This is a genomic window from Shinella sp., assembly GCF_035998705.1.
Classification (GTDB): domain Bacteria; phylum Pseudomonadota; class Alphaproteobacteria; order Rhizobiales; family Rhizobiaceae; genus Shinella.
Window position 1 is genome coordinate 523,628 of record NZ_DASYHH010000027.1, and the last position, 19,736, is coordinate 543,363.

Genomic DNA, 19,736 nt, shown 5'->3' on the forward strand with positions numbered 1-19,736 from the left:
TTGCGGCACGGGGCACCGCGGCGCCCCGTGCCGGACACATCACTGGCCAAGGCTGGCCTTGATGTTGTCGGTCGCTTCGCTGGAATAGACAGCTTTCCAGCCGTCGAGCAGCGTCTCCCGCGTCACCGGAAGGGCGGGCAGTGCCACGAAGGCGGGGGCTTCCTTGCCGAGCAGTGCATAGCCGGCAAGCTTGGCTTCCACGACACCGGCATCATAGGGCCGCTGCGCGCCAAGTCCCTTGATGAAACCGCCCTGGGCCATCGAGATCGCCACGTTCTCGCCGAGGTCGATCGTCGTGATGACGAGATCGTCGCGACCGGCAACGCGCGCGGCAGAGATCACACCTTCGGCCGGCACGTCCCAGACCGCCCAGATGCCCTTGATATTCGGGTTGGAGGTGAGGATCGCAGACGCAGCCTTGTCGGCATCGCCTGAGAAATCCGGTCCGCCGATGCCCTGCTCGGCGACGATCTTGATGTTGGGGTAATCGGCGGCGATCGTCGCCTTGAAGGCTTCGTACCGCTGCTTGGTGACGAAGAAGTCGGCGGCGTGGAACACCAGACCGATATCGCCCTCGCCATTCAGCGCCTTCGCCATCAGATGCGCCGAAGCAACGCCATTGCCGTAATTGTCTGCCGAGACGATCGACACGTAGTCCTTTCCGGCCACGAAGCCGGTCGGCACATTGTCCATGAAGACGAGCTTGGTGCCGACCTCCGCCGCCGCCTTGTAGGCTGCGGCCGTTGCCGTCGGGTCGGTCGGGATCGACACGATGACGCTCGGCTTCTGCGCCATGATCGTCTCGATGTCGGCGACCTGCTTTTCCGGCTTGAAGCCGGCATCGGTCACCGCAAGGACCTTGATGCCCATGGCGGCGAACTGGGTTTGCAGTCCGTTGACCTGGGCGCGCGACCAGTCGTTGCCGCCATAATGCATGACGATCGCCGCGGTGGCGTTCATGCCCTTGATCTTGGCGAGTTCCTCGTCGCTCAGCGTGACATCGGATGCCGGGGCCGGATCTTCACCGGAAGGCCCCTTGGAGAGAACCGTCTTCTGAAGTTCCGCCAGCGCCGTGTCCGGATCGGCCGCGGCCGGTGCAGAATAGGCAAGAGCAAGCGCCATCGCGGCGGCGGTGCCCAACAGGAATCGTCTTGTCATCATCACTTTCTCCTCCCGAAAGTGGGGCTTGCGCCCCGGTCGCGGCCGTCAGGCCGATTTAAGATAGGCCATGCTCGCTTTCGCTCCCTCCAGCGGATCAGGCCAGGAATCGAGTTCCGTGCAAACCCAGCCGGCAAAGCCGGTCTCCCGAAGGGCCGCGATGATCCCGTCCGTCGGGATGTCGCCACGGTCGATCGGCGTGAAGGCGAAGGGCTCCTTCTGGAAACCCTTGAGATGCACATAGGAAATGCGCGCCGCATGTTCGCGAATGAGGGCGGCGGGATCGCCGCCGGCAGCCGCAAGATGGGCGGTGTCCGGGCAGAAATGGATGCCGGTGAGCCCGAAGATCTTGCGCACCTGCGCCGGCCCCTCGACGATCGTCGAAAGATGCGGGTGGTAATGGGCGGTGAGGCCGCGCGCCTCGGCGATCTCCTTCACCCGGTCGAGCGCGGCTGCGAGCTTGTGATAGTCCGCCTCGCGGATGCCGTCGAAGCGCTTGGCACCGCCACCGACCACCAGATGCGGCGCGCCGAGTTCGGCGGCACGATCCGCAGCGCGCACCACGCGGGCGAGTTCCTCTGGCAGGATATCGTCGAAGATGAAATTGCCGCCGGCATAGGTCGCCACGAGCGCGAGCCCGTTGTCGGCCAGCAGGGCGCGCATGTCCCCGGTGCTGAAATCGAGAAGGTTGCCGTCGAAGAGTTCGACGCCCTCGTAGCCTGCCGCAGCGATATCGGCGAAGGCGCGGCGCATGTCGCCGAAGGTTCGGTAGGCGAGATTGGTGATCGACGTGACGCCGACCGCATCCCCGCCGAGATTGCCCCAGCAGTTCGCATGATAGGCGAGCTTGAAGTTCGACATCGGCGCCTCCTCCCAGTGACTGTCGTGACTTGCAGACCGTCTTACGGCGTGAAAAATCTGATGTCAATTATTTATGCGCATATCTTAGGTATCTTTTGCTGATTTAATGCAAAAGTCCGATATTGCCAGTCGAAACAAGCGGCCTTATCAAGGGAAAGAAGGCGAAGTCGCCAGAGAGGAAGACCCATGCCGACGACGGCGAGCGCGCAAACTGATGGCCATCCCCGCCGCAAAGGCCGTCCGCGCGTCTCCGAAACCGCGGCACCCAGTCTGGTCGACATCCTCAACCTCGTGCGCACCGAGCAGGCCACCACCCGCCAGGAAATCGAGCGGCACAGCGAGCTTGGGCGCGCGGTCGTCGCCGATCGGCTCGGAACGCTCGGCGAACTGGGCCTCATCGATGAAAGCGAACTCGGCACCGCCACCGGCGGCCGCGCGCCGCGCCTCGTGCGGTTTGCGGCCGATCGCGGCCGTATTCTCGTCGCGACGCTCGACCAGACCGCCATCGGCGTCGGTGTTGCCGATCTCGCCGGTTCCCTGCTCATGGAACATCACGAGGCAGCAGAGCTGACCCAGCCGGTTTCTGCCCTGGCAGAGCGACTGATCACGCTCTTCCGCTGGATCCTCGAGCGGCAGGCAGATCCGCAGCTCTATGGCATTTCCATTTCTGTTCCCGGTGCGGTGCCGGATGGCGGCGAAGCGCTTTTCCAGCGCAGCACCCCCGGCGTCCTTCCCGGCTGGGAAAGCTTCCCGCTCGTCGAGACGCTCATCGCCGCCTTCGATGCCCCGGTCTGGCTGCGCTCCAGTGTCGAAACGATGACGATGGGCGAACTCCATGCCGGCGCCGGCGACGGCCGCAACACCATGCTGTTCGTCAAGGTCGGCAAACGCATCGGCGCCGGTCTTGCCAGCGACGGCGTGCTGTTTCGCGGCGCGCAGGGCGCCGTCGGCCTTATCGGCTCCGTTCCGGTGACGCTGGGCGACAGGACAGGCACGCTGGAAGCCATGGCAGGCTCCGACCATATCGCCCAGGACGGTAAGGTCGCAGCCGAAAACGGCGCAAGCCCCGTCCTCGCCGAACATGTGCGGCGCGGCGGCGACATCACGGCCCTCGAAGTCGCGCAGGCCGCGCAAATGGGCGATGCCGCGGCGATCGACATCCTCGCCCAGAGCGGCCGGCTGATCGGCCAGGTGGTCGCGACGCTGGCCAACATGCTCAACCCGGCGCTCATCGTGCTGTCGGGCTCGATTGCCCAGACGAACGACATCCTTCTCGCAGCGGCGCGTGAAGCGATCTACGGCGCCTGCCACCCGCTGGTGAGCCGGGACCTGCAGATCATCCGCTCGCAGATGGGCAGCTCGTCCGGGCTTGTCGGGGCCGCCATCGTCGCGACGGAGGGCCTGTTCGCCCCTGCCATGCTGAGGGACTGGATCATGGCGGGCCGGCCGCAGGCCCATCCGCTCTTCCAGCAGGTGAAGCACGAGATTGCCCAGAGGAAGTCCATAGAGGGAAACACCGTCCGGCCGCCGGATGTTTGAGGAGGATTGAATGGCGATTACGGGTCTCGGCCCTCACGGAGAGCGCGCATCGGCGCCCGAACGGGTGCTGCTGCTGCCGGAAGACATGGCGCGCGCACGGGCAAGCGGCTTCCGCGTCGCGATCGTGCTGCACACGCTTGCCAGCGACTGGGCCAAGCAGCAGCTCTCCGGCATCGTCGGCATGCTTGGCAATTGCGGGGTCGCGGTCATCGATGTGGTCGACTGCGCCTTCACGCCGGAGGTGCAGATCGAGGCGCTGGAGCGGCTGATCGGCGAGGCGCCGGACGCCATCATATCCCTGCCCGTCGCCAATTCCAAAGTGGCGGCGGCGCATGCGCGCGTCTCTGCGGCCGGCATAAAACTCATCCTGCTCGACAACGCGCCGACCGGGCTTCTCCCGGGCAAGGACTATATCTCGCTCGTCTCGGCGGACAATTTCGGGCTCGGCAAGATCGCCGCGGAAGGCTTGTCGCCGCATCTGCCTGATGGCGCGGAGGTCGGCGTGCTGGGTTACGACGCCGATTTCTTTGCAACGAACGAACGCGAAATCGCCTTCGTGAAGTGGATGCAGATCAACCGCCCGGATGTGACGCTCCGCGTGCAGCGCTTCCCTTCCCTGTCGGAGGTCGCGAAAACCACGCGAAATCTTGCCGAAGCCCATCCCGGGCTTGCCGGCCTGTTCGTCGTCTGGGACACGCCGGCCACGACCGCCGCCCAGGTTCTCGAAACGATGGGCCGCAGGATTTCGATGGCGACGGTGGACCTTGGCCAGGAGGCTGCCATCGGCCTTGCTGCCAGCGAACCGCTCGTTGCCATCGCCGCCCAGCAACCCTTCCGCCAGGGCGAGACCGCCGCCTCCATCGTCGTGACCGCCCTGCTTGGCCGGCTGGCCCCCGCCTGGGTGGCGCTCCCCGGCCTTGCCGTCACGGCACGCAACGTCGTGGAATGTTTCCAGACCGTCTGGCGCATGCCGGCGCCGCGCGAAGTGCTGCGCAAGCTCAGCCTTGTGGGCCCGGCAAAATAGCGGCTCGCTTGTCGCGGTCGAAGACGCTGGACAGGAAGGAGACCTCGACGAAGGTCGAGGCGCTTCTGCGGCGTCGTCTCGGCCTATGACGCAGGGCTCTGTCAGCTCGCCAGATGCTCGAAGAGCCGTGCGACGGCTTCGGCGCCCGGGTCGACATGGCCTTCGAGCTGCTTGGCATTGATATAGGCGGCGCGGCCGGCTTTGGCGCGGGTGAGCGTCGCGGTGAAGTTCGCGCCCTTCCTTGCGGCAGCCGCGGCGGCGACGATGTTTTCCCCAAGCGCGTCGAGGGCGGGGGAAAGGGCGTCCACCATCGTCCGGTCGCCGATGCTCGCGCCGCCGATCTCCTGCATGCGGGCAAGGCCTGCGCGCAGCGCCTCGCGCATCGGCAGACCGCTCGATGCACCGTCGCCGGCGGCGGCGAAGAAAATGGCGAGCAGCACGCCGGAGGAGCCGCCCATGGTCTGGCTGAGCTCCTGGCCGATGGCGCGCAGCAGCTGGGTGTGATCGGACAACGGCAAGCGGTCGATCGCGTTGATCAGCGCGCGGGCGGCACCCGCCAGCGTCGAGCCCGTGTCGCCGTCGCCGGACTTCGCGTCCAGCGCATTGAGGTCCTGTTCGGCGGCGATCAGCACGTTGCAGCAATTGATCAGGAATTCGCGCGTCGCCCGATGTTCCGAACGCATGGGCGTGATCGGCGTCAGGCCGTCCGGCAGCGCCGCGACGGCAATCGGGCGCACCTCGGAAACCCCCGGCCAGGCGGCAATCGAGACCGGCGCTTTCAGGAGCTCCAGTTCGGCCGCATCGGCGGCGAAGACGGAGATCGAAAAACCCTGCATGTCGAGCGAGGTCATCAGCGGCGCCGGGCCGATCGCATGGGCGATCTTTCCTCCGATGGAGGAGCCGAGCAGGTCATGGGCGAGCACGGACATTTCCAGCTCGGAGGTGCCGCCGAGATTGTTGATCAGCGCGACATGCGGCCCCTCGCCCATCACGGCGGCGAGCCGCTCCGCCATGGTCGCGACGGAAGGACGCGCGCCGGCGAAATCGATCTGTTCGACGCCGGCTTCGCCATGGATGCCGAGGCCGAGTTCGGCCTTGCCTTCCGGAATGCGGTCTTCCTTCGGCGAGCCTGGAACGCGGCAGGTATCGAGCGACATGCCGATGGAGTGCGTGCCGGCGATGACGCGCTTTGCCGCCGCCGTGACCGTTTCGAGGTCGGCGCCCTGTTCGGCGAGCGCGCCGGCGATCTTGTGCACGAACAGCGTTCCGGCAACGCCGCGCGCCTGCGGCAGGTCGGGAAGGGCGATGTCGTCGCCGACGATCACCATCGAGACATTGAGCCCGAAGGCGCGGGCGCGCTCGGCGGCGAGGCCGAAATTCAGCCGGTCGCCGGTATAGTTCTTGACGACGAGCAGGCAGCCGGCCGGCCCCGTCACCGCCAGGATGCCCGCAAGCACGGCGTCCACACTCGGCGAGGCGAAGACATCGCCGCACACCGCGGCCGTCAGCATGCCCTTGCCGACGAAGCCGACATGGGCGGGCTCATGGCCGGAGCCGCCGCCGGAAACGATCGCCACGCGCGACTTGTCCCAATCGCTGCGCTTGACGACACGGATATGCGGATAACCGTCGAGACGGGTGAGCGCGCCGCCGGACAAGGCCAGCAGGCCATCGATCGCCTCGGTGACGACGTCTTCGCGCTTGTTGATGAATTGCGCCATGATTTTTGTTCTCCTTAAGCTAAACGCATGCCTGCCGCGTCGAAGTAGAGCGGCCGCGACGGCTGGATTTTTATGGTTTCGCCGCCCTTGAGCGGCGTGTGCGCATCCGTGACGGTGATGAGGTCGTGTTTGCGGAAGGTGAGATGCAGGCGCGTCTGGTCGCCGAGATGTTCGACGCGCTTGACCAGCGCCTCCTCGCCTTCACCCTGTGCGATATGCTCCGGCCTCAGCCCGATGCTTTTCGCACCGGACGGCGCGCCTGCGAAAATATCGGCCGGCAGCACGTTGATGCGCGGCTGGCCGAGGCGGGTCGCGGCGTAGACGCTGACCGGCTGTTCATAGACCTCGCGCGGCGAGCCGAACTGCACGAGCCGGCCCTCGTTCAGCACGCCGACATGGGTCGCCATGGTCATCGCCTCGATCTGGTCATGCGTGACATAGAGCAGGGTCGCGCCGGTTTTCGCCTGGATACGTTTCAACTCGATGCGCAGGTCCGCCCGCAGTTTCGCGTCGAGCGAGCTCAAGGGCTCGTCCATCAGGAAGATCTGCGGGTTGCGGACAAGGGCGCGGCCGATGGAGACGCGCTGCATCTCGCCGCCGGAGAGCGCCGTCGCCTTGTTGTCCAGCTTGTGGGCGATCTGGAGCGTTTCGGCGACCTCGCGCACCTTGCGTTCGATCGCCTCTTTCGGTGTCTTGAGGAGCGGGGATTTCAGCGGGAACTCCAGGTTCTGGCGAACGGTCAGGTGCGGATAGAGCGAATATTGCTGAAAAACCATGGCGACGTTGCGTTCGGCCGGCGACAGGCCCTTCATCGGCCTTCCGCCGATATAGACCTCGCCGCTGTCCGGCGTGTCGAGGCCGGAGACCATTCTGAGCGTCGTCGTCTTGCCCACGCCCGTCGGGCCGAGCAGCACGACGAAGGCGCCGTCAGGCACCGTCAGCGAGACATTGTCGAGCGCCAGCGTGTTGCCGAAGGCCTTGCTCACGTTTTCAAGGATGACTTCAGCCATGTGCCAGCACTCCTTCATTGGCCTCGGAAATGAGCGCCTTGCCGGTCTCCGCATCGAAGACCGACAGCGTGCGCGCATCGAAATCGAGGCCGATCAACTCGTCCTCGTGCACGACATGGCCGGAGGGGATGCGTGCCTTCAGGTCGCCGTGGCCGGTGGACAGCGTCACGATCTGGGTGGTGCCGAGATATTCGACCGCGATCACGCGCCCCCGGTAGGCAGCATCGCTGGCGAACCGCACATGTTCCGGGCGCACGCCGAGCGTCAGCCGCCCGGCTCGGCCTTCCCGTGTGGCCGGCACTTTCACCTTCACGCCGCCGAGATCGATACTGTCGCCGCCGATGCCGATCATGCCGTCGAACTCCAGAAAGTTCATCGGCGGCGAGCCGATGAACTGCGCCACGAACTTCGTCGCCGGCCAGTCGTAGATCTGCTGCGGCCGGCCGAACTGCTCGACGACGCCATGGTTCATGACGACGATCTTGTCGCCCATCTGCATGGCTTCGAGCTGGTCGTGCGTGACATAGACGGTGGTGGCGCCCATGCGGTCGTGCAGGGCGCGCAGCTCCTCGGCCATGTGCTCGCGGAACTCGGCATCGAGCGCGCCGAGCGGCTCGTCCATGAAGAAGGCCTTCGGCCGCCGCACGATGGCGCGGCCGAGCGCCACGCGCTGGCGGTCGCCGCCGGAAAGGCCGCCGACGGGTTTTTCGAGGATATGCTCGATCCGCAGGATGCGGGCGACCTCGGCGACGCGCGTCCTCAACTCCTCGCCGCGTAGGCCCTGGCTCACCAGCGGATAGGAGATGTTCTTGCGCACGTTCATATGCGGATAGAGCGCGAACATCTGGAAGACGAAGGCGATGTCGCGCTGGCTCGCCGGCTTCATGCCGACCTCCTCGCCGTCGATGAAGATCTCGCCGGACGTCGGCAGTTCGAGGCCCGCCATCATGCGCAGCGTCGTCGTCTTGCCGCAGCCGGAGGGGCCGAGCAGCATGAAGAACTCGCCGTCCTCGATGGTGAAACTGGAGGAGCGGACCGCGGTGAAGGCACCGAATTCCTTGCGCACGTTCTGGATTCTGATTTGCGCCATCAGCCTACTCCGGGAAATGGCTGACGATGATGAACATCACCGTACCCAGCAAGGTTATGACGAAGGACCAGGAATAGAGCGCAAGCGCAAAGGGCTGCATGAGCATGACGACGCCCGTGGCGATCAGCACCGATGCCAGCATTTCCCAGGCGCCGCGCCGCAGATGCAGCAACCCCTTGAAGAATCTTGTCATTTGCGGACTGCTCCGAATGTGATGCCGCGCAGCAGATGTTTGCGCAGAAGGATGGTGAACACCATGACCGGCACGAGGAAGAGGGTCGCGCCCGCCGCAACGGCCGGCCAGTCCTGGCCGCTGACGCCGATGATGGTGGGAATGAAGGGCGGCGCCGTCTGGGCGTTGCCGGATGTCAACAGCACCGCGAAGGCATATTCATTCCAGGCGAAGATCAGGCAGAAGATCGCGGTGGAGGCGATGCCCGTCGCCGCCTGCGGCAGCACGACCTTGTAGAAGGCCTGGAACCGCGTGTAGCCGTCGATCAGCGCCGCCTCCTCGTATTCGATCGGGATCTCGTCGATGAAGCCCTTGAGCAGCCAGACGGAGAGCGACAGGTTCACCGCCGTATAAAGCAGGATCATGCCGGCATGGGTATCGCTGAGGCCGAGCGAGCGGAACATCAGGAAGATCGGTATGGCGACGGCGATCGGCGGCATCATGCGCGTGGAGAGGATGAAGAACAGCAGATCATCCTTCAACGGCACCTTGAAGCGCGAGAAGGCATAGGCGGCGGCCGTGCCGAGCACGATGCACAGCACCGTCGAACCGAAGCCGATGATCACCGAATTGGTGAAGCGTTCGGAAAAGCGCGAGGGGCCGGAAATGACGAGCCCGTCCTTGCGCACCAGCTTGTCGTACCAGGTCGTGGGCTCGCCGACCGCCTCCAGCTGCTCCGCGGTAAGACGGGTGCGCGTGGTGAAGACGTTGACGTAGCCTTCCACCGTCGGCGTGAAGAAGGTTTTCGGGGGATAGGCGATCGCATCCGCCGGGGTCTTGAAGCTCGTCGCGATGATCCAGACGAGCGGAAGCAGCGTGATCAGCGCATAGAGAACGACCAGGCTGCCGGCGAACCATTTCTGCCGCAGGGACGGTTCGGTAACGGAATAGCTCATCGCTGTTTCACCTTGTTCAGGGCTTTGACGTAGATCGACGCAAGGCCGAAGACGGTGACGAAGAGGATGACGGCGTAGGCGGACGCATAGCCCGTGCGCCACTTCTCGAAGGCCTCGCGCTTCAGGTTGATCGAGGTAAGCTCGGTGATCGAGCCCGGCCCGCCGCCGGTGAGCTGAACCACGAGGTCGAACATCTTGAAGTTCTCGATGCCGCGGAAAAGCACGGCGAGCATCAGGAAGGGCAGCACGAGCGGGATGGTGATCGTCCAGAACTGCCGCCATTTGCTGGCGCGGTCGCATTCGGCGGCTTCATAGATACTGGGTGGAATGGAGCGCAGGCCCGCAAGGCAGATCAGCATGACGAAGGGCGTCCACATCCAGGTGTCGACGATGACGATGGCCCAGCGTGCCAGCGACACGTCGCCGATCATGGAGAAACTCGACGGGTCGGCCCCCGTCAGGAAGCCGACGGCATAGTTGAACAGGCCGATCTGCGGCTGGTAGAGGAAGGTCCAGAAATTGCCGACCACCGCCGGGCTCAGCATCATCGGCAGCACGATGATCGTCGTCCAGAGATCGTTGCCGCGGAACTTCTTGTTGATCAGGTAGGCGAGCGAAAAGCCGATCAGCACCTGAAGGACGATGGTCCAGATCAGGAAATGGGCGGTCGCCTGCATGGTCAGCCAGATGTCACGGTCGGACAGGATGTTCAGGTAGTTCTTCAGGCCGACGAACTCGACCTCGGCATTGGGGCGATTGACCCGGAAATTGGTGAAGCTCAGCCGGATCGTCCAGATGAGCGGAAAGATGTTGACCGCCAGAAGCAGCACGATCGACGGGGCGACGAAGAGCCAGGCGAGCGCACGATCCGACAGGCCGTGCATGCGTTTGGCATTGGCGTGCGGCGTCGCTTCGGCGACCCGCTCCACGGATGATTTCAGCATTGAAGGTCCCTTGGTTTTTCAACTGAGCGGCGACAGAGCCGGGGCAGATCCCCGGCTCCGGCCGCGCCTTGGTCCGCTGGGAGGCGGCGGGCACAAAGCTCGTGGCGGTCAGTACTTGCCTTCGTCGTCGAAGACCTGCGTCCAGTCCTTTGCCAGACCGTCCATCGCTTCCTGCGCCGTACCCTGGCCGGCGACCACATAGTCATGGAAGCGCTTCTGCGCCGCCTGTAGCAGCGAGGCGTAGGACGGCTCGGCCCAGAAGTCCTTCACGATGGCCATGGAGTCGAGGAAGGTCTGCGCATAGGGCTGGCTGGTTGCAAAACCGGGGTCTTCGACCACCTTGCGCAGCGCCGAATAGCCGCCCATCTGCCACCATTTCTGCTGGATCTCCGGCTGGGCGAACCACTTGATATAGGCAAGCGCCTCCTCCTGCTTCCCGGAAGCCGCGACCACCGAAATGCCCTGCCCGCCGAGCTGCGCGAAGGCGACGCCATCGGGGCCCGCCGGGTTCGGGAAGTAACCGGACTTGTCGCCACCGACGTTCGGGTCGGCGTTGATGCCCGGCCAGGTGAAGGCGAAGTTCATGTGCAGCGCGACCTGGCCCGACTTGTAGGCATCGATGTCCTCCGACATGTAGGCGTCGGAATGGCCGGGCGGCGTGCAGCAATTGTAGAGTTCCTTGTAGAACTCCAGGCCCGCCACCGCCTTGGCGGAATTCACGTAACCTTCCAGCTCATAGGGCTTGTCGGGGTTTTCATACTGGAAGCCGAAGCTGTAGAGCACGTCCATGACACCCATGGTTATGCCCTCGGAACCGCGCTCCGTGTAGATCGCCGCGCCATAGACGGTCTTGCCGTCGATCTCGCGCTTCTGGAAGAATTCGGCGATGTCCTTCAACTCGGCGAAGGTTTTCGGCACCGCGAGATCGCGGCCGTATTTCTGCTTGAACTCCGCCTGGAGTTCGGGGCGTGCGAACCAGTCCTTGCGGTAGCTCCAGCCGACGACGTCGCCGAAGGCCGGCAGCGCCCAGTAGTTCGGCGAGTTCTTCGGCCATTCGGCATAACCGACGACGGTGGCCGGGATGAAGTCGTCCATCTTGATTCCTTCCTTGTCGAAGAAATCGTTGAGCTTGACGTATTGCCCGTTCTCCGCGGCACCGCCGATCCACTGGCTGTCGCCGATCAGAAGATCGCAGAGCTTGCCGCCGGAATTGAGCTCGTTGAGCATGCGGTCGGCGAAGTTCGGCCACGGCACGAACTCGAACTTCATGGTGTTGCCGCTCTTGGTCTCGAAATCCTTGCTGAGCTCGACGAGCGCGTTTGCCGGGTCCCAGGCGGCCCAGCACAGCGTCAAGTCGGCGGCGCCGGCCTGGCTCGTGCTTGCAACGCCGGCGGCCAAAAGGGCGCCGAGAGCGATCAATGATCTGACTTTGTGAAAATTCATGACTGGGGCCTCCTCCCCCTCCCTTCCGACCTCCATCGAAAGGCGAAAACGCCCGTGGCGGGCAACAGGCGCGGAAGGATGGCTGTTGAGCCGGCCCTCTTCCACGCCGCCTGTATGGCCGCGGTGTTCCTCCTCGTGGCCATGAAGAGAGTCATATTGAGGTGCGCACCTCAATGCAAGCAATTTTTGAGGTGCGCACTTCAATTCTTGCTTTTCGCCTGCTTTTGCTAGAGAAATCCGATTCAGACTCTTGGGAGGAGAAAGCGGGCGCATGCGGCCTACCGCAAAAGACCTGGCAGAAGCCGCGGGCGTCAGCCTGGCGACCGTCGACCGCGTGCTGAACGAGCGCCCGAATGTCAGCGGGAAGGCCGCGCGCAAAGTCGCCGAGGCGATCGAGCGCATCGGCTTCATCCGGAATCCGGCCGCGGTCGCGTTGGCGCGCAACAAGACCTACCGCTTCCGCTTCGTGCTGCCGACCTCCGGCGACCAGTATCTCAAGGAACTCATCGGCCGCGTCACCGAGGCGAAGGAAGCGCTGCGCGCCGATTCCATCGCGGTGGAGGCCGTGCAGATCCCGATGGCGGACCCGCATCATGTCGCCAAATACCTGACCGCCGTCGACCCCGAAGCCATCGACGGGGTCGCCGTCATGGCGCCGGAATCGCCGCAGGTGCGCGACGCGCTGATGCGGCTCGTCGAACGCGGCGTCAAGGTCGTGCAATTTCTCTCAGGCCAGGAACGGCTGGAGAGCGCCGACTATGTCGGCGTCGACAATTTCGCGGCGGGTGCCACCGCCGGCAAGATCGCCGGCCGCTTCATCAGCGAGAGGCCCGGCAAGATCATGGTGGTGGCGGAAACCATGATGGCGCTCGACAGTATCCAGCGCCGCCTTGGCTTCGACAGCATCATCAACGCCCAGTTCCCCCATCTCCAGAGTCTGCCCTCCCTCGAAACCTATGCCGACGAAAAGCGCACCGAGCTGATCATCCAGCGCACGCTGCAACACAACCCGGATACCGTGGCCGTCTATGTGCTGAGTTCGGAAGCGAGGGTGCCGCTGTCGGCCGTCTGGAACGCGCAGGGTTCCCGTCCCCTCACCGTCGTCGCGCACGAGCGTACACCCTTCAGCGAAAAGGCGCTGATGGACGAGCGCATCGACGCCGTGATCGCCCAGGACCCCGGCCACGCGGTCAGAAGCGCACTGCGCATCATGCGCGCCCGCGCCGACCACCGCGAACTGCTCGCTTCCCAGGAGCGGATCCGTATCGAGGTCCTGCTCAAGGAAAACCTCCAGCTCGAATGATCTAGGCGACGCGGGCGTCGGCCACCGGCCCGCCGGCGAGCGCCACGGTGTTCCTGCCCATGCGCTTCGCTTCGTAGAGCGCGCTGTCGGCGTCGCACAGAAGCCGTTCGAGCGTCGTCTCGGCAGGGGCCGCCAGGGCCACACCGAGGCTGACCGTCACGCAGCCGTCGTCCAGTCCGCGATGGCGCATGGCGAGGTCCTCTATTGCGGCCCGGATGCGCTCCGCCATCGCCAGCGCCGTCAGGGGTTCCCGGTCGGCGACAAGCACCAGCATCTCCTCGCCCCCGAAGCGGAACACGAAGGATGCCTCGTCCACCGTGTCGCGGATGCATTGCGAGACGGCGCGAAGGCAAGAATCACCTTCGATATGGCCGTGAACGTCGTTGAACCGCTTGAAATGATCGATGTCGAGCAGGATGGCCGCGACTGCGGTATGTCGCCCGCCGCTCCACAGCCCCTCGCAGATCCGCACGAGCGAGCGCCGGTTGAGCAGTCCCGTCAGTTCGTCCCGCTCGGCATTGCGCTCCAGCTGCGCGTAGAGCAGGCCGGCTCGCAGCTGATTGAGAAAATTCTGCCGGTCCTTCTGCTCCAGGAAATAGGCGCTCACCGCCAGGAAGATCGAGAGCGTCACATAGAAGGTGACAATGCCGGAATAGGTCACGGCGTCGAAGGCGCCGGTCATCTGCGTTGTGGTGAAATGCGAGGCGCACATCAGCACGAGCCCCACAAGGACCGCCGGAAAACGCGGCCGCAATGCGATGACGAAGAAGAGGAAGGCGGCGGAGTTGCCGTTCTGGTAGACGAAGAGGTAGGGACTTGCGCTTTGCGTGGCGGCAAGCATCGGCAGGGTGACGCCCAGCACGGCGATCGCGACCGAAAGACTGTCGTAGAGCAGTGCATTCCGCCAGCGGCGGACGGTCAGGACGCAGGCGATCACGAAGGGCGTGAACACCAGGAAGCGCGCGAAGACCAGCTCGGTGAAGACGTCCGCCATCATGGTGCGATCGCCGAAATAGACGAGATCGTAGATCAGCGTGCCGATCACGCCCCAGACCACGGCGAGCCGCACCCGCTCCGCCACATAGTCCTTGCGGAAAGCGGCCTCGATATCCGGGGTAAAACGCAGAAACCGAAAGCCCCGCCCGATCTGGCGCTCCACCTGGTCCAGCGTCACGACGCCCATCCCGAAAATCCCCGCATGCAGCAAGATCACCCGACGTTATGGCAGAAAGCTGAACAACGACCTAAAGCGGGACTGCAAGCCCGTCGTTTCAGGCAGGTTCGCCACCAACCTTGAGTTTGACGACGGCAAAGGCTATTGCGTATCGCAGCAACGGACTGCGGCCGCTCGATCCTTCGAACCAGTCGATAGCCGGCACGCAGGACACCTTCCGTTGAACGCCACCATCTATCGCGCCGTCGTCAATATCGCAGCAATCTGCGGTCTCTACCTTGCCGCGGCCATGCTCGTGCCGGCGCTCGTCGACATCTATTATGGCCACCGGGACTGGAAGGTCTTCATGCTGTCGGCCGCGCTGGTCGGCGGCCTCTCGACCCTTACAGCGGCCGCGACACATGCCGGCCCGCCGCCGTTCAACAAGAAGATGGGCTTTCTGCTGGTCAACGTCCTGTGGCTGGTCTTTTCGCTCGTCGGTGCCTTGCCCTTCATGTTGTCGTCACTCGAGATGGACTTCGCCAAGGCGCTGTTCGAATCCGTTTCCGCCATCACGACGACGGGCTCGACGGTCATTTCGGGGCTGGACAATGCGCCGCCGGGCATCCTGATGTGGCGCTCGCTCCTCCATTGGCTCGGCGGCATCGGCATCGTCGCCCTCGGCCTCTTCGTCATGCCCTACCTGCGCGTCGGCGGCATCTCCTTCTTCAAGATGGAATCGTCCGATACGAACGACAAGCCGTTCGCCCGGATTGCCAGTTTCACCCGGGCGTTCGTCCTCATCTACGTGCTGATCACGCTCGCCTGCACGCTGGTTTTTGCCGCCCTCGGCATGAGCCGCTTCGATGCCGTCAACCACGCCATGGCAACGGTCGCCACCGGCGGTTTTTCGACGCATGACGCGTCCTTCGGCTATTTCAACAGCTTGCCGCTGCTGTGGGCGGGCACGTTCTTCATGACGCTTTGCAGCCTGCCGTTCTCGATCCTGATCGTCTTCATGGTCCGCGGCCGTCTCGATGCGCTGCGCGATCCGCAGATCGGCGTGTTTCTCGGCTATCTCGTGCTGTTCTCGCTGGCGATCGCAGTCTACCACCGCATCCAGAACGGCGTGCCGTTCCATGAGGCGCTTGCGCACTCGTTCTTCACCGTTTCGACGATCCTCTCCACCACCGGCTATGCCAGCCAGGACTATACGCTCTGGGGACCGTTCGTCGTCACGATGGCGTTTTTCATGACCTTCATGGGCGGGTGCTCGGGCTCGACGGCCGGCGGGATAAAGGCCTACCGGTTCATCATCCTCTTCAATTCGATGCGCACCGGTCTATACAAGCTGATCTATCCGAACGGCATCCATATCGTGCGCTACGGCAAGATGGCGGTCGATTCCGATCTGCAACGCAACGTCTTCCTCTTCTTCGTGACCTACCTCCTGCTATGGGCCACGGGCAGCGTCGCGATGACGGCGATGGGCTACGATCTCATGACCTCCGCATCCTCCGTCATCACCGCGCTCTCCAATGTCGGCCCGGGCGTCGGCCCCATCGTCGGTCCGGCCGGAAACTTCTCGACGATTTCCGATCCGGCGCTCTATCTTCTGACCATCATGATGCTGCTCGGCCGTCTCGAGGTTCTGACCGTGCTCGTGGTCCTGACGCCGCTCTTCTGGAAGAGCTGATCTCTCGTCGGGCAGCCTGGGACGTCAGGGCAATACTTTCATGAAATCGATGAAAGCGCGCAGCGGGGCCGGCACCAGCCGGCGGCCGGGATAGTAGAGGAAAGGGCCGGAAAAGCTCTGCCACCAGGGCTCCAGCACGGGAACCAGCGCGCCGCTCAGGAAGTGGGGCTTCAGCCAATCCTCGAAGAGCGACACGATGCCGGCTCCGTCGATCGCGGCCATGACGCCCAGGTCCGAACCGCCGCCCGCCTGCACGATCAGCGAACTGGGCGGATCGACCCGAACGACCTCGCCGTCGCGCTCGAACTCCCAGGAGACGAGCGACCGGCCGGCGAAGCGGCTGCGAATGCAGCTGTGCGACAGCAGGTCCCGCGGATGCTCGGGCTGGCCGCGCGCTGCAAGATAGGACGGCGATGCGGCGCTGGCGAAGCGTTGAATGCGCGGGCCGATGGGCACCGCTATCATGTCCAGCTCCAGCCGCTCGTCATAGCGGATCCCGGCGTCGCATCCGGCCGCGATGATATCCACGAAATTCTCATCGGTGAGGATTTCCAGCTGGATATCGGGATAGGCCGCCAGGAACTTCGGCACGATCTTCGGCAGCACCAGCCGCGCCGCGCTGACCGGGACATTGAGCTTCAATGTGCCCGCCGGTCGGCCGCGAAGGCTCCTGGCGTGCGCCAGCGCGCCACCGATTTCACTGAAGGCCGGGCTGATGCGCTCCATGAGGCCCCGCCCCGCCTCGGTGGGCACGACGCTGCGCGTGGTGCGGTTGAAGAGCCGAACGCCAAGATCGGTCTCAAGGCGCCGGACGGCATCGCTCAAGGCCGACGAACTGCTGTCGGTCGCGCGTGCCGCCTCGCGAAAACCGCCGGCGCGCGCAACCGCCAGGAAGGCGCCCAGATCCGCCATGTTCGAGCTGCCCAGCGCCATGTTGTCCTCCACCACTGTCCGCCATTACGGACAAGCTGTGCGGATTATATCCCATTTTCGCTGCGAACAAGCCGCCCTATTTTCAGGATCGACCAGACAATGGAGGCACGACATGTCCAATCTCGACAAATCCGGCACATACAAACTCGGCGACTTCACGGTAAAACGGCTCGGCTATGGCGCCATGCAGCTTGCAGGAAAAGGCGTCTTCGGCCCGCCGAAGGATCGGGCGGAAGCGATCGCCGTGCTGCGCGAAGCGGTGGAGAGCGGGGTCGACCACATCGACACCAGCGACTTCTACGGACCGCATGTCACCAACCAGATCATCAAGGAGGCGTTGCATCCCTACAAGGACCGCCTTGTCATCGTCACCAAGGTCGGCGCGACGCGCGGCTCGGACGCCTCGTGGAACCCGGCCTTCTCGAAGGAAGCGCTGACGCAGGCCGTGCACGACAACCTGAAGAACCTCGGCCTCGACGTCATCGACGTCGTCAACCTGCGCGCCATGTTCGACGTGCATGGGCCTGCCGAGGGCTCGCTGGAGGAACCGCTCACGGTTCTCGCGGAGTTGCAGCGCCAAGGCCTGATCAAGCATATCGGGCTGTCGAACGTCACCGCCCGGCAGATCGCAGATGGCCGGAAGATTACGGATATCGTCTGCGTCCAGAACCAGTACAATCTCGCCCATCGGGGAGACGACGGGCTGATCGACCAGTTGGCGGCCGAAGGCACCGCCTATGTGCCCTTCTTCCCGCTTGGCGGTTTCTCGCCGCTGCAATCCGCAACCCTGTCCGAGGTCGCGGCGGATTTGAACGCGACCCCGCTTCAGGTCGCCCTCGCCTGGCTCCTCGCCCGCAAGCCGAACATCCTGCTGATCCCCGGCACCTCGTCCCGCGGCCATCTGCGCGAAAACCTGGCCGCCGCGGATATCGAGTTGTCGGCGGAAGCGAGGGCGCGCCTTGACGACATCGCCGCGGCGAAGGCCGATTGATGCTTGGACGGGTCGGCAATCGCCGGCCCTTCAGTGTTTCAGGATCTGGCTGAGGAAGAGCTTCGTGCGCTCGTGCTGCGGGTTCTTGAAGAACTCGTCCGGCTTGCCCTGTTCGACGATCTGGCCCGCATTCATGAAGATGACCCGGTCGGCGACCGCGCGGGCGAAGGCCATTTCGTGGGTGACGCAGACCATGGTCATGCCGTCGCGCGCCAGGCTGGTCATGGTGTCCAGCACTTCGGACACCATTTCCGGATCGAGCGCGGATGTCGGCTCGTCGAACAGCATGACGGCCGGCTGCATGCAGAGCGAACGGGCGATCGCCACGCGCTGCTGCTGGCCGCCGGAGAGCTGGACGGGATATTTGTCCGCCTGTTCGGGAATGCGCACGCGCTCCAGGAATTGCAGCGCGGTCTTGCGGGCTTCGGCCTGCGAGACGCCCTTGATCCACATCGGCCCGACCATGCAGTTCATCAGCACGGTCATGTGCGGGAAAAGGTTGAAGTGCTGGAAGACCATGCCGACATTCTTGCGCACCTCGCCGACATTGCGCATCTTGTCGTGCAGGGGGATGCCGTTGACGACGATGTCACCTTCCTGATGCGCCTCCAGCCGGTTGAAGCAGCGGATCAGCGTCGACTTTCCCGAACCGGACGGGCCGCAGATGACGATGCGCTCGCCTTTCTCGACGGTCAGGTTGACATCGGTCAGCACCCGGAACGCGCCGTACCATTTGGAGACGTTGCGGACGTCGATGATCTTTTCGCTCATCGGACTTTGCTCCTCGCATAATGACGCTCGATGCGTGACTGGATGAGTTCGAGGCAGATCGAGATGCCCCAGTAGAGCATCGCGGCGGAGATCAGCATTTCCATGTGCTGGAACGACTTCTGGCCGAGCGTGCGCGCCAGGAACATCAGTTCCCACACGCCGATGACCGAGACGAGCGAACTGTCCTTCAGCATCGAGATGAACTGGTTGCCGGTCGGCGGGATGATGACGGGCAGCGCCTGCGGCAGGATGATCTTGCGCATGGTGATGCCGAAGCCGAAGCCGATCGAGCGCGAGGCCTCCCATTGGCCGCGGTCGATGCTCTGGATGCCGGAACGAAAGATCTCCGTCATATAGGCGCCGTAGCAGAGCGACAGCGCAAGGATGCCGGCCGGCACCGCATCGATGATGAAGCCGAGCTGCGGCAGGCCGAGATAGATGAGGTAGACCTGCATCAGGAGCGGCAGGCCGCGGAAGAACGAGGTGTAGAAACTCGCGATCGCATAGGCGAACCCGTTCGTCGAAAGCTTCGCCACAGCACCGAGAATGGCGATGGCGGACGCGATGACGATGGAGATCGCCGAAACGTAGATCGTCGTGAAAAGCCCCTGCGTGACGAGGAAGGGCAATTTCTCGGCCATGAAAGGCAGGCTGAGATTGAACGTCTTGAAGAAGGCGAGGAACAGCAGCAGGAGTTCAAGCCAGACGATCGTGATCTGCACCCTAAGCGAGGCGAAGCCGATCAGGACGACGTTCAGGCAGAACAGCACCGCAATGACGAAGGCGATGGCGAAGCGACCGTAGAGGCCGCTTTCCAGCGGCTCGCCGATCACCGGGCGCATCAGCTCGCCCATCGACGTCCCCGAGAGATCGAAGGTGAGGAACAGGGCGAGGATCGCCGCAAACATCACCGCGACGAACCACGGCTTGTGGACGAGCACTTCGGACTCGACGGTATCCGGATACAGCAT

General features: G+C 64.1%; 18 protein-coding genes. 5 read left to right on the forward strand and 13 right to left on the reverse strand.

The features are described 5' to 3' along the window. Positions 1-39 precede the first annotated feature (39 nt). Positions 40-1,158, reverse strand: coding sequence for a substrate-binding domain-containing protein (locus VGN93_RS25620; protein WP_414714180.1), 1,119 nt, complete (start codon positions 1,156-1,158; stop codon positions 40-42). A 48-nt stretch (positions 1,159-1,206) separates the two neighbouring features. Next, entirely contained in the window at positions 1,207-2,019 is an 813-nt protein-coding gene (locus VGN93_RS25625) for a sugar phosphate isomerase/epimerase family protein (protein WP_327509797.1), read from the reverse strand. Positions 2,020-2,205: 186 nt separating this feature from the next. Between VGN93_RS25625 and VGN93_RS25630 the strand changes: the two genes are divergently transcribed. Together VGN93_RS25630 and VGN93_RS25635 are read left to right on the forward strand one after the other, a co-directional pair. Beyond that, positions 2,206-3,558 (forward strand): ROK family protein, encoded by a 1,353-nt coding sequence (locus VGN93_RS25630; protein ID WP_327509798.1) that lies wholly within the window; start codon positions 2,206-2,208, stop codon positions 3,556-3,558. 10 nt (positions 3,559-3,568) lie between these two features. Further along, the gene (locus VGN93_RS25635) at positions 3,569-4,582 is read left to right on the forward strand and encodes a substrate-binding domain-containing protein (RefSeq protein WP_319312552.1); all 1,014 of its coding nucleotides are present in this window, start codon (positions 3,569-3,571) and stop codon (positions 4,580-4,582) included. A gap of 101 nt (positions 4,583-4,683) precedes the next feature. Here VGN93_RS25635 and VGN93_RS25640 read toward each other — a convergent pair whose 3' ends face one another. The 7 genes from VGN93_RS25640 to VGN93_RS25670 form a co-directional block, all read right to left on the reverse strand. Continuing rightward, the gene (locus tag VGN93_RS25640; RefSeq protein WP_327509799.1) at positions 4,684-6,303 is read right to left on the reverse strand and encodes a dihydroxyacetone kinase subunit DhaK; all 1,620 of its coding nucleotides are present in this window, start codon (positions 6,301-6,303) and stop codon (positions 4,684-4,686) included. Between the two features lie 14 nt (positions 6,304-6,317). Next, on the reverse strand, positions 6,318-7,313 hold the full coding sequence (locus tag VGN93_RS25645) for an ABC transporter ATP-binding protein (RefSeq protein WP_327509800.1): 996 nt from the start codon (positions 7,311-7,313) through the stop codon (positions 6,318-6,320). Next, the gene (locus VGN93_RS25650; protein WP_327509801.1) at positions 7,306-8,403 is read right to left on the reverse strand and encodes an ABC transporter ATP-binding protein; all 1,098 of its coding nucleotides are present in this window, start codon (positions 8,401-8,403) and stop codon (positions 7,306-7,308) included. The genes VGN93_RS25645 and VGN93_RS25650 overlap by 8 nt, the downstream gene beginning before the upstream one ends. 4 nt (positions 8,404-8,407) lie before the next feature. Next, a complete protein-coding gene (locus VGN93_RS25655; protein WP_327509802.1) occupies positions 8,408-8,596 on the reverse strand; it encodes a hypothetical protein in 189 nt (62 codons plus the stop codon). Beyond that, positions 8,593-9,531: a carbohydrate ABC transporter permease gene (locus VGN93_RS25660; protein ID WP_319312543.1), complete on the reverse strand. Its 939-nt coding sequence runs from the start codon at positions 9,529-9,531 to the stop codon at positions 8,593-8,595. The genes VGN93_RS25655 and VGN93_RS25660 overlap by 4 nt, the downstream gene beginning before the upstream one ends. After that, on the reverse strand, positions 9,528-10,475 hold the full coding sequence (locus VGN93_RS25665) for a sugar ABC transporter permease (RefSeq protein ID WP_327509803.1): 948 nt from the start codon (positions 10,473-10,475) through the stop codon (positions 9,528-9,530). Before VGN93_RS25665 ends, VGN93_RS25660 begins: the two co-directional genes overlap by 4 nt. Positions 10,476-10,583: 108 nt before the next feature. Continuing rightward, entirely contained in the window at positions 10,584-11,918 is a 1,335-nt protein-coding gene (locus VGN93_RS25670; protein WP_327509804.1) for an ABC transporter substrate-binding protein, read from the reverse strand. 271 nt (positions 11,919-12,189) lie between these two features. On the opposite strand from VGN93_RS25670, the gene VGN93_RS25675 reads away from it, so the two are divergent. Further along, positions 12,190-13,221 carry a LacI family DNA-binding transcriptional regulator gene (locus VGN93_RS25675; RefSeq protein ID WP_327509805.1) on the forward strand — a complete coding sequence of 344 codons (1,032 nt, stop codon included), beginning with the start codon at positions 12,190-12,192 and terminating at the stop codon, positions 13,219-13,221. 1 nt (position 13,222) lies between these two features. Here the strand turns inward: VGN93_RS25675 and VGN93_RS25680 are convergent, their stop codons facing one another. Further along, the gene (locus tag VGN93_RS25680; RefSeq protein WP_327509806.1) at positions 13,223-14,404 is read right to left on the reverse strand and encodes a GGDEF domain-containing protein; all 1,182 of its coding nucleotides are present in this window, start codon (positions 14,402-14,404) and stop codon (positions 13,223-13,225) included. 211 nt (positions 14,405-14,615) lie between these two features. Here VGN93_RS25680 and VGN93_RS25685 point away from each other — a divergent pair, with 211 nt between their 5' ends. Continuing rightward, positions 14,616-16,070 carry a TrkH family potassium uptake protein gene (locus VGN93_RS25685; RefSeq protein ID WP_319312533.1) on the forward strand — a complete coding sequence of 485 codons (1,455 nt, stop codon included), beginning with the start codon at positions 14,616-14,618 and terminating at the stop codon, positions 16,068-16,070. 24 nt (positions 16,071-16,094) lie between these two features. Here the strand turns inward: VGN93_RS25685 and VGN93_RS25690 are convergent, their stop codons facing one another. Continuing rightward, positions 16,095-17,003: a LysR family transcriptional regulator gene (locus VGN93_RS25690; protein ID WP_327509807.1), complete on the reverse strand. Its 909-nt coding sequence runs from the start codon at positions 17,001-17,003 to the stop codon at positions 16,095-16,097. 112 nt (positions 17,004-17,115) lie between these two features. Here VGN93_RS25690 and VGN93_RS25695 point away from each other — a divergent pair, with 112 nt between their 5' ends. Beyond that, positions 17,116-17,994: an aldo/keto reductase family oxidoreductase gene (locus tag VGN93_RS25695; RefSeq protein ID WP_327509808.1), complete on the forward strand. Its 879-nt coding sequence runs from the start codon at positions 17,116-17,118 to the stop codon at positions 17,992-17,994. Positions 17,995-18,024: 30 nt separating this feature from the next. Here VGN93_RS25695 and VGN93_RS25700 read toward each other — a convergent pair whose 3' ends face one another. Both VGN93_RS25700 and VGN93_RS25705 read right to left on the reverse strand, forming a co-directional pair. Continuing rightward, the gene (locus VGN93_RS25700; RefSeq protein ID WP_327509809.1) at positions 18,025-18,765 is read right to left on the reverse strand and encodes an amino acid ABC transporter ATP-binding protein; all 741 of its coding nucleotides are present in this window, start codon (positions 18,763-18,765) and stop codon (positions 18,025-18,027) included. Beyond that, the gene (locus VGN93_RS25705; RefSeq protein WP_327509810.1) at positions 18,762-19,736 is read right to left on the reverse strand and encodes an amino acid ABC transporter permease; all 975 of its coding nucleotides are present in this window, start codon (positions 19,734-19,736) and stop codon (positions 18,762-18,764) included. Before VGN93_RS25705 ends, VGN93_RS25700 begins: the two co-directional genes overlap by 4 nt.

Coding starts and splice junctions, on each gene's coding strand:
- VGN93_RS25620 (WP_414714180.1), bottom strand. CDS start 1,158: ATGACAAGACGATTCCTGTTGGGCACCGCCGCCGCGATGGCGCTTGCT.
- VGN93_RS25625 (WP_327509797.1), bottom strand. CDS start 2,019: ATGTCGAACTTCAAGCTCGCCTATCATGCGAACTGCTGGGGCAATCTC.
- VGN93_RS25630 (WP_327509798.1), top strand. CDS start 2,206: ATGCCGACGACGGCGAGCGCGCAAACTGATGGCCATCCCCGCCGCAAA.
- VGN93_RS25635 (WP_319312552.1), top strand. CDS start 3,569: ATGGCGATTACGGGTCTCGGCCCTCACGGAGAGCGCGCATCGGCGCCC.
- VGN93_RS25640 (WP_327509799.1), bottom strand. CDS start 6,303: ATGGCGCAATTCATCAACAAGCGCGAAGACGTCGTCACCGAGGCGATC.
- VGN93_RS25645 (WP_327509800.1), bottom strand. CDS start 7,313: ATGGCTGAAGTCATCCTTGAAAACGTGAGCAAGGCCTTCGGCAACACG.
- VGN93_RS25650 (WP_327509801.1), bottom strand. CDS start 8,403: ATGGCGCAAATCAGAATCCAGAACGTGCGCAAGGAATTCGGTGCCTTC.
- VGN93_RS25655 (WP_327509802.1), bottom strand. CDS start 8,596: ATGACAAGATTCTTCAAGGGGTTGCTGCATCTGCGGCGCGGCGCCTGG.
- VGN93_RS25660 (WP_319312543.1), bottom strand. CDS start 9,531: ATGAGCTATTCCGTTACCGAACCGTCCCTGCGGCAGAAATGGTTCGCC.
- VGN93_RS25665 (WP_327509803.1), bottom strand. CDS start 10,475: ATGCTGAAATCATCCGTGGAGCGGGTCGCCGAAGCGACGCCGCACGCC.
- VGN93_RS25670 (WP_327509804.1), bottom strand. CDS start 11,918: ATGAATTTTCACAAAGTCAGATCATTGATCGCTCTCGGCGCCCTTTTG.
- VGN93_RS25675 (WP_327509805.1), top strand. CDS start 12,190: ATGCGGCCTACCGCAAAAGACCTGGCAGAAGCCGCGGGCGTCAGCCTG.
- VGN93_RS25680 (WP_327509806.1), bottom strand. CDS start 14,404: ATGGGCGTCGTGACGCTGGACCAGGTGGAGCGCCAGATCGGGCGGGGC.
- VGN93_RS25690 (WP_327509807.1), bottom strand. CDS start 17,003: ATGGCGCTGGGCAGCTCGAACATGGCGGATCTGGGCGCCTTCCTGGCG.
- VGN93_RS25695 (WP_327509808.1), top strand. CDS start 17,116: ATGTCCAATCTCGACAAATCCGGCACATACAAACTCGGCGACTTCACG.
- VGN93_RS25700 (WP_327509809.1), bottom strand. CDS start 18,765: ATGAGCGAAAAGATCATCGACGTCCGCAACGTCTCCAAATGGTACGGC.
- VGN93_RS25705 (WP_327509810.1), bottom strand. CDS start 19,736: ATGCTGTATCCGGATACCGTCGAGTCCGAAGTGCTCGTCCACAAGCCG.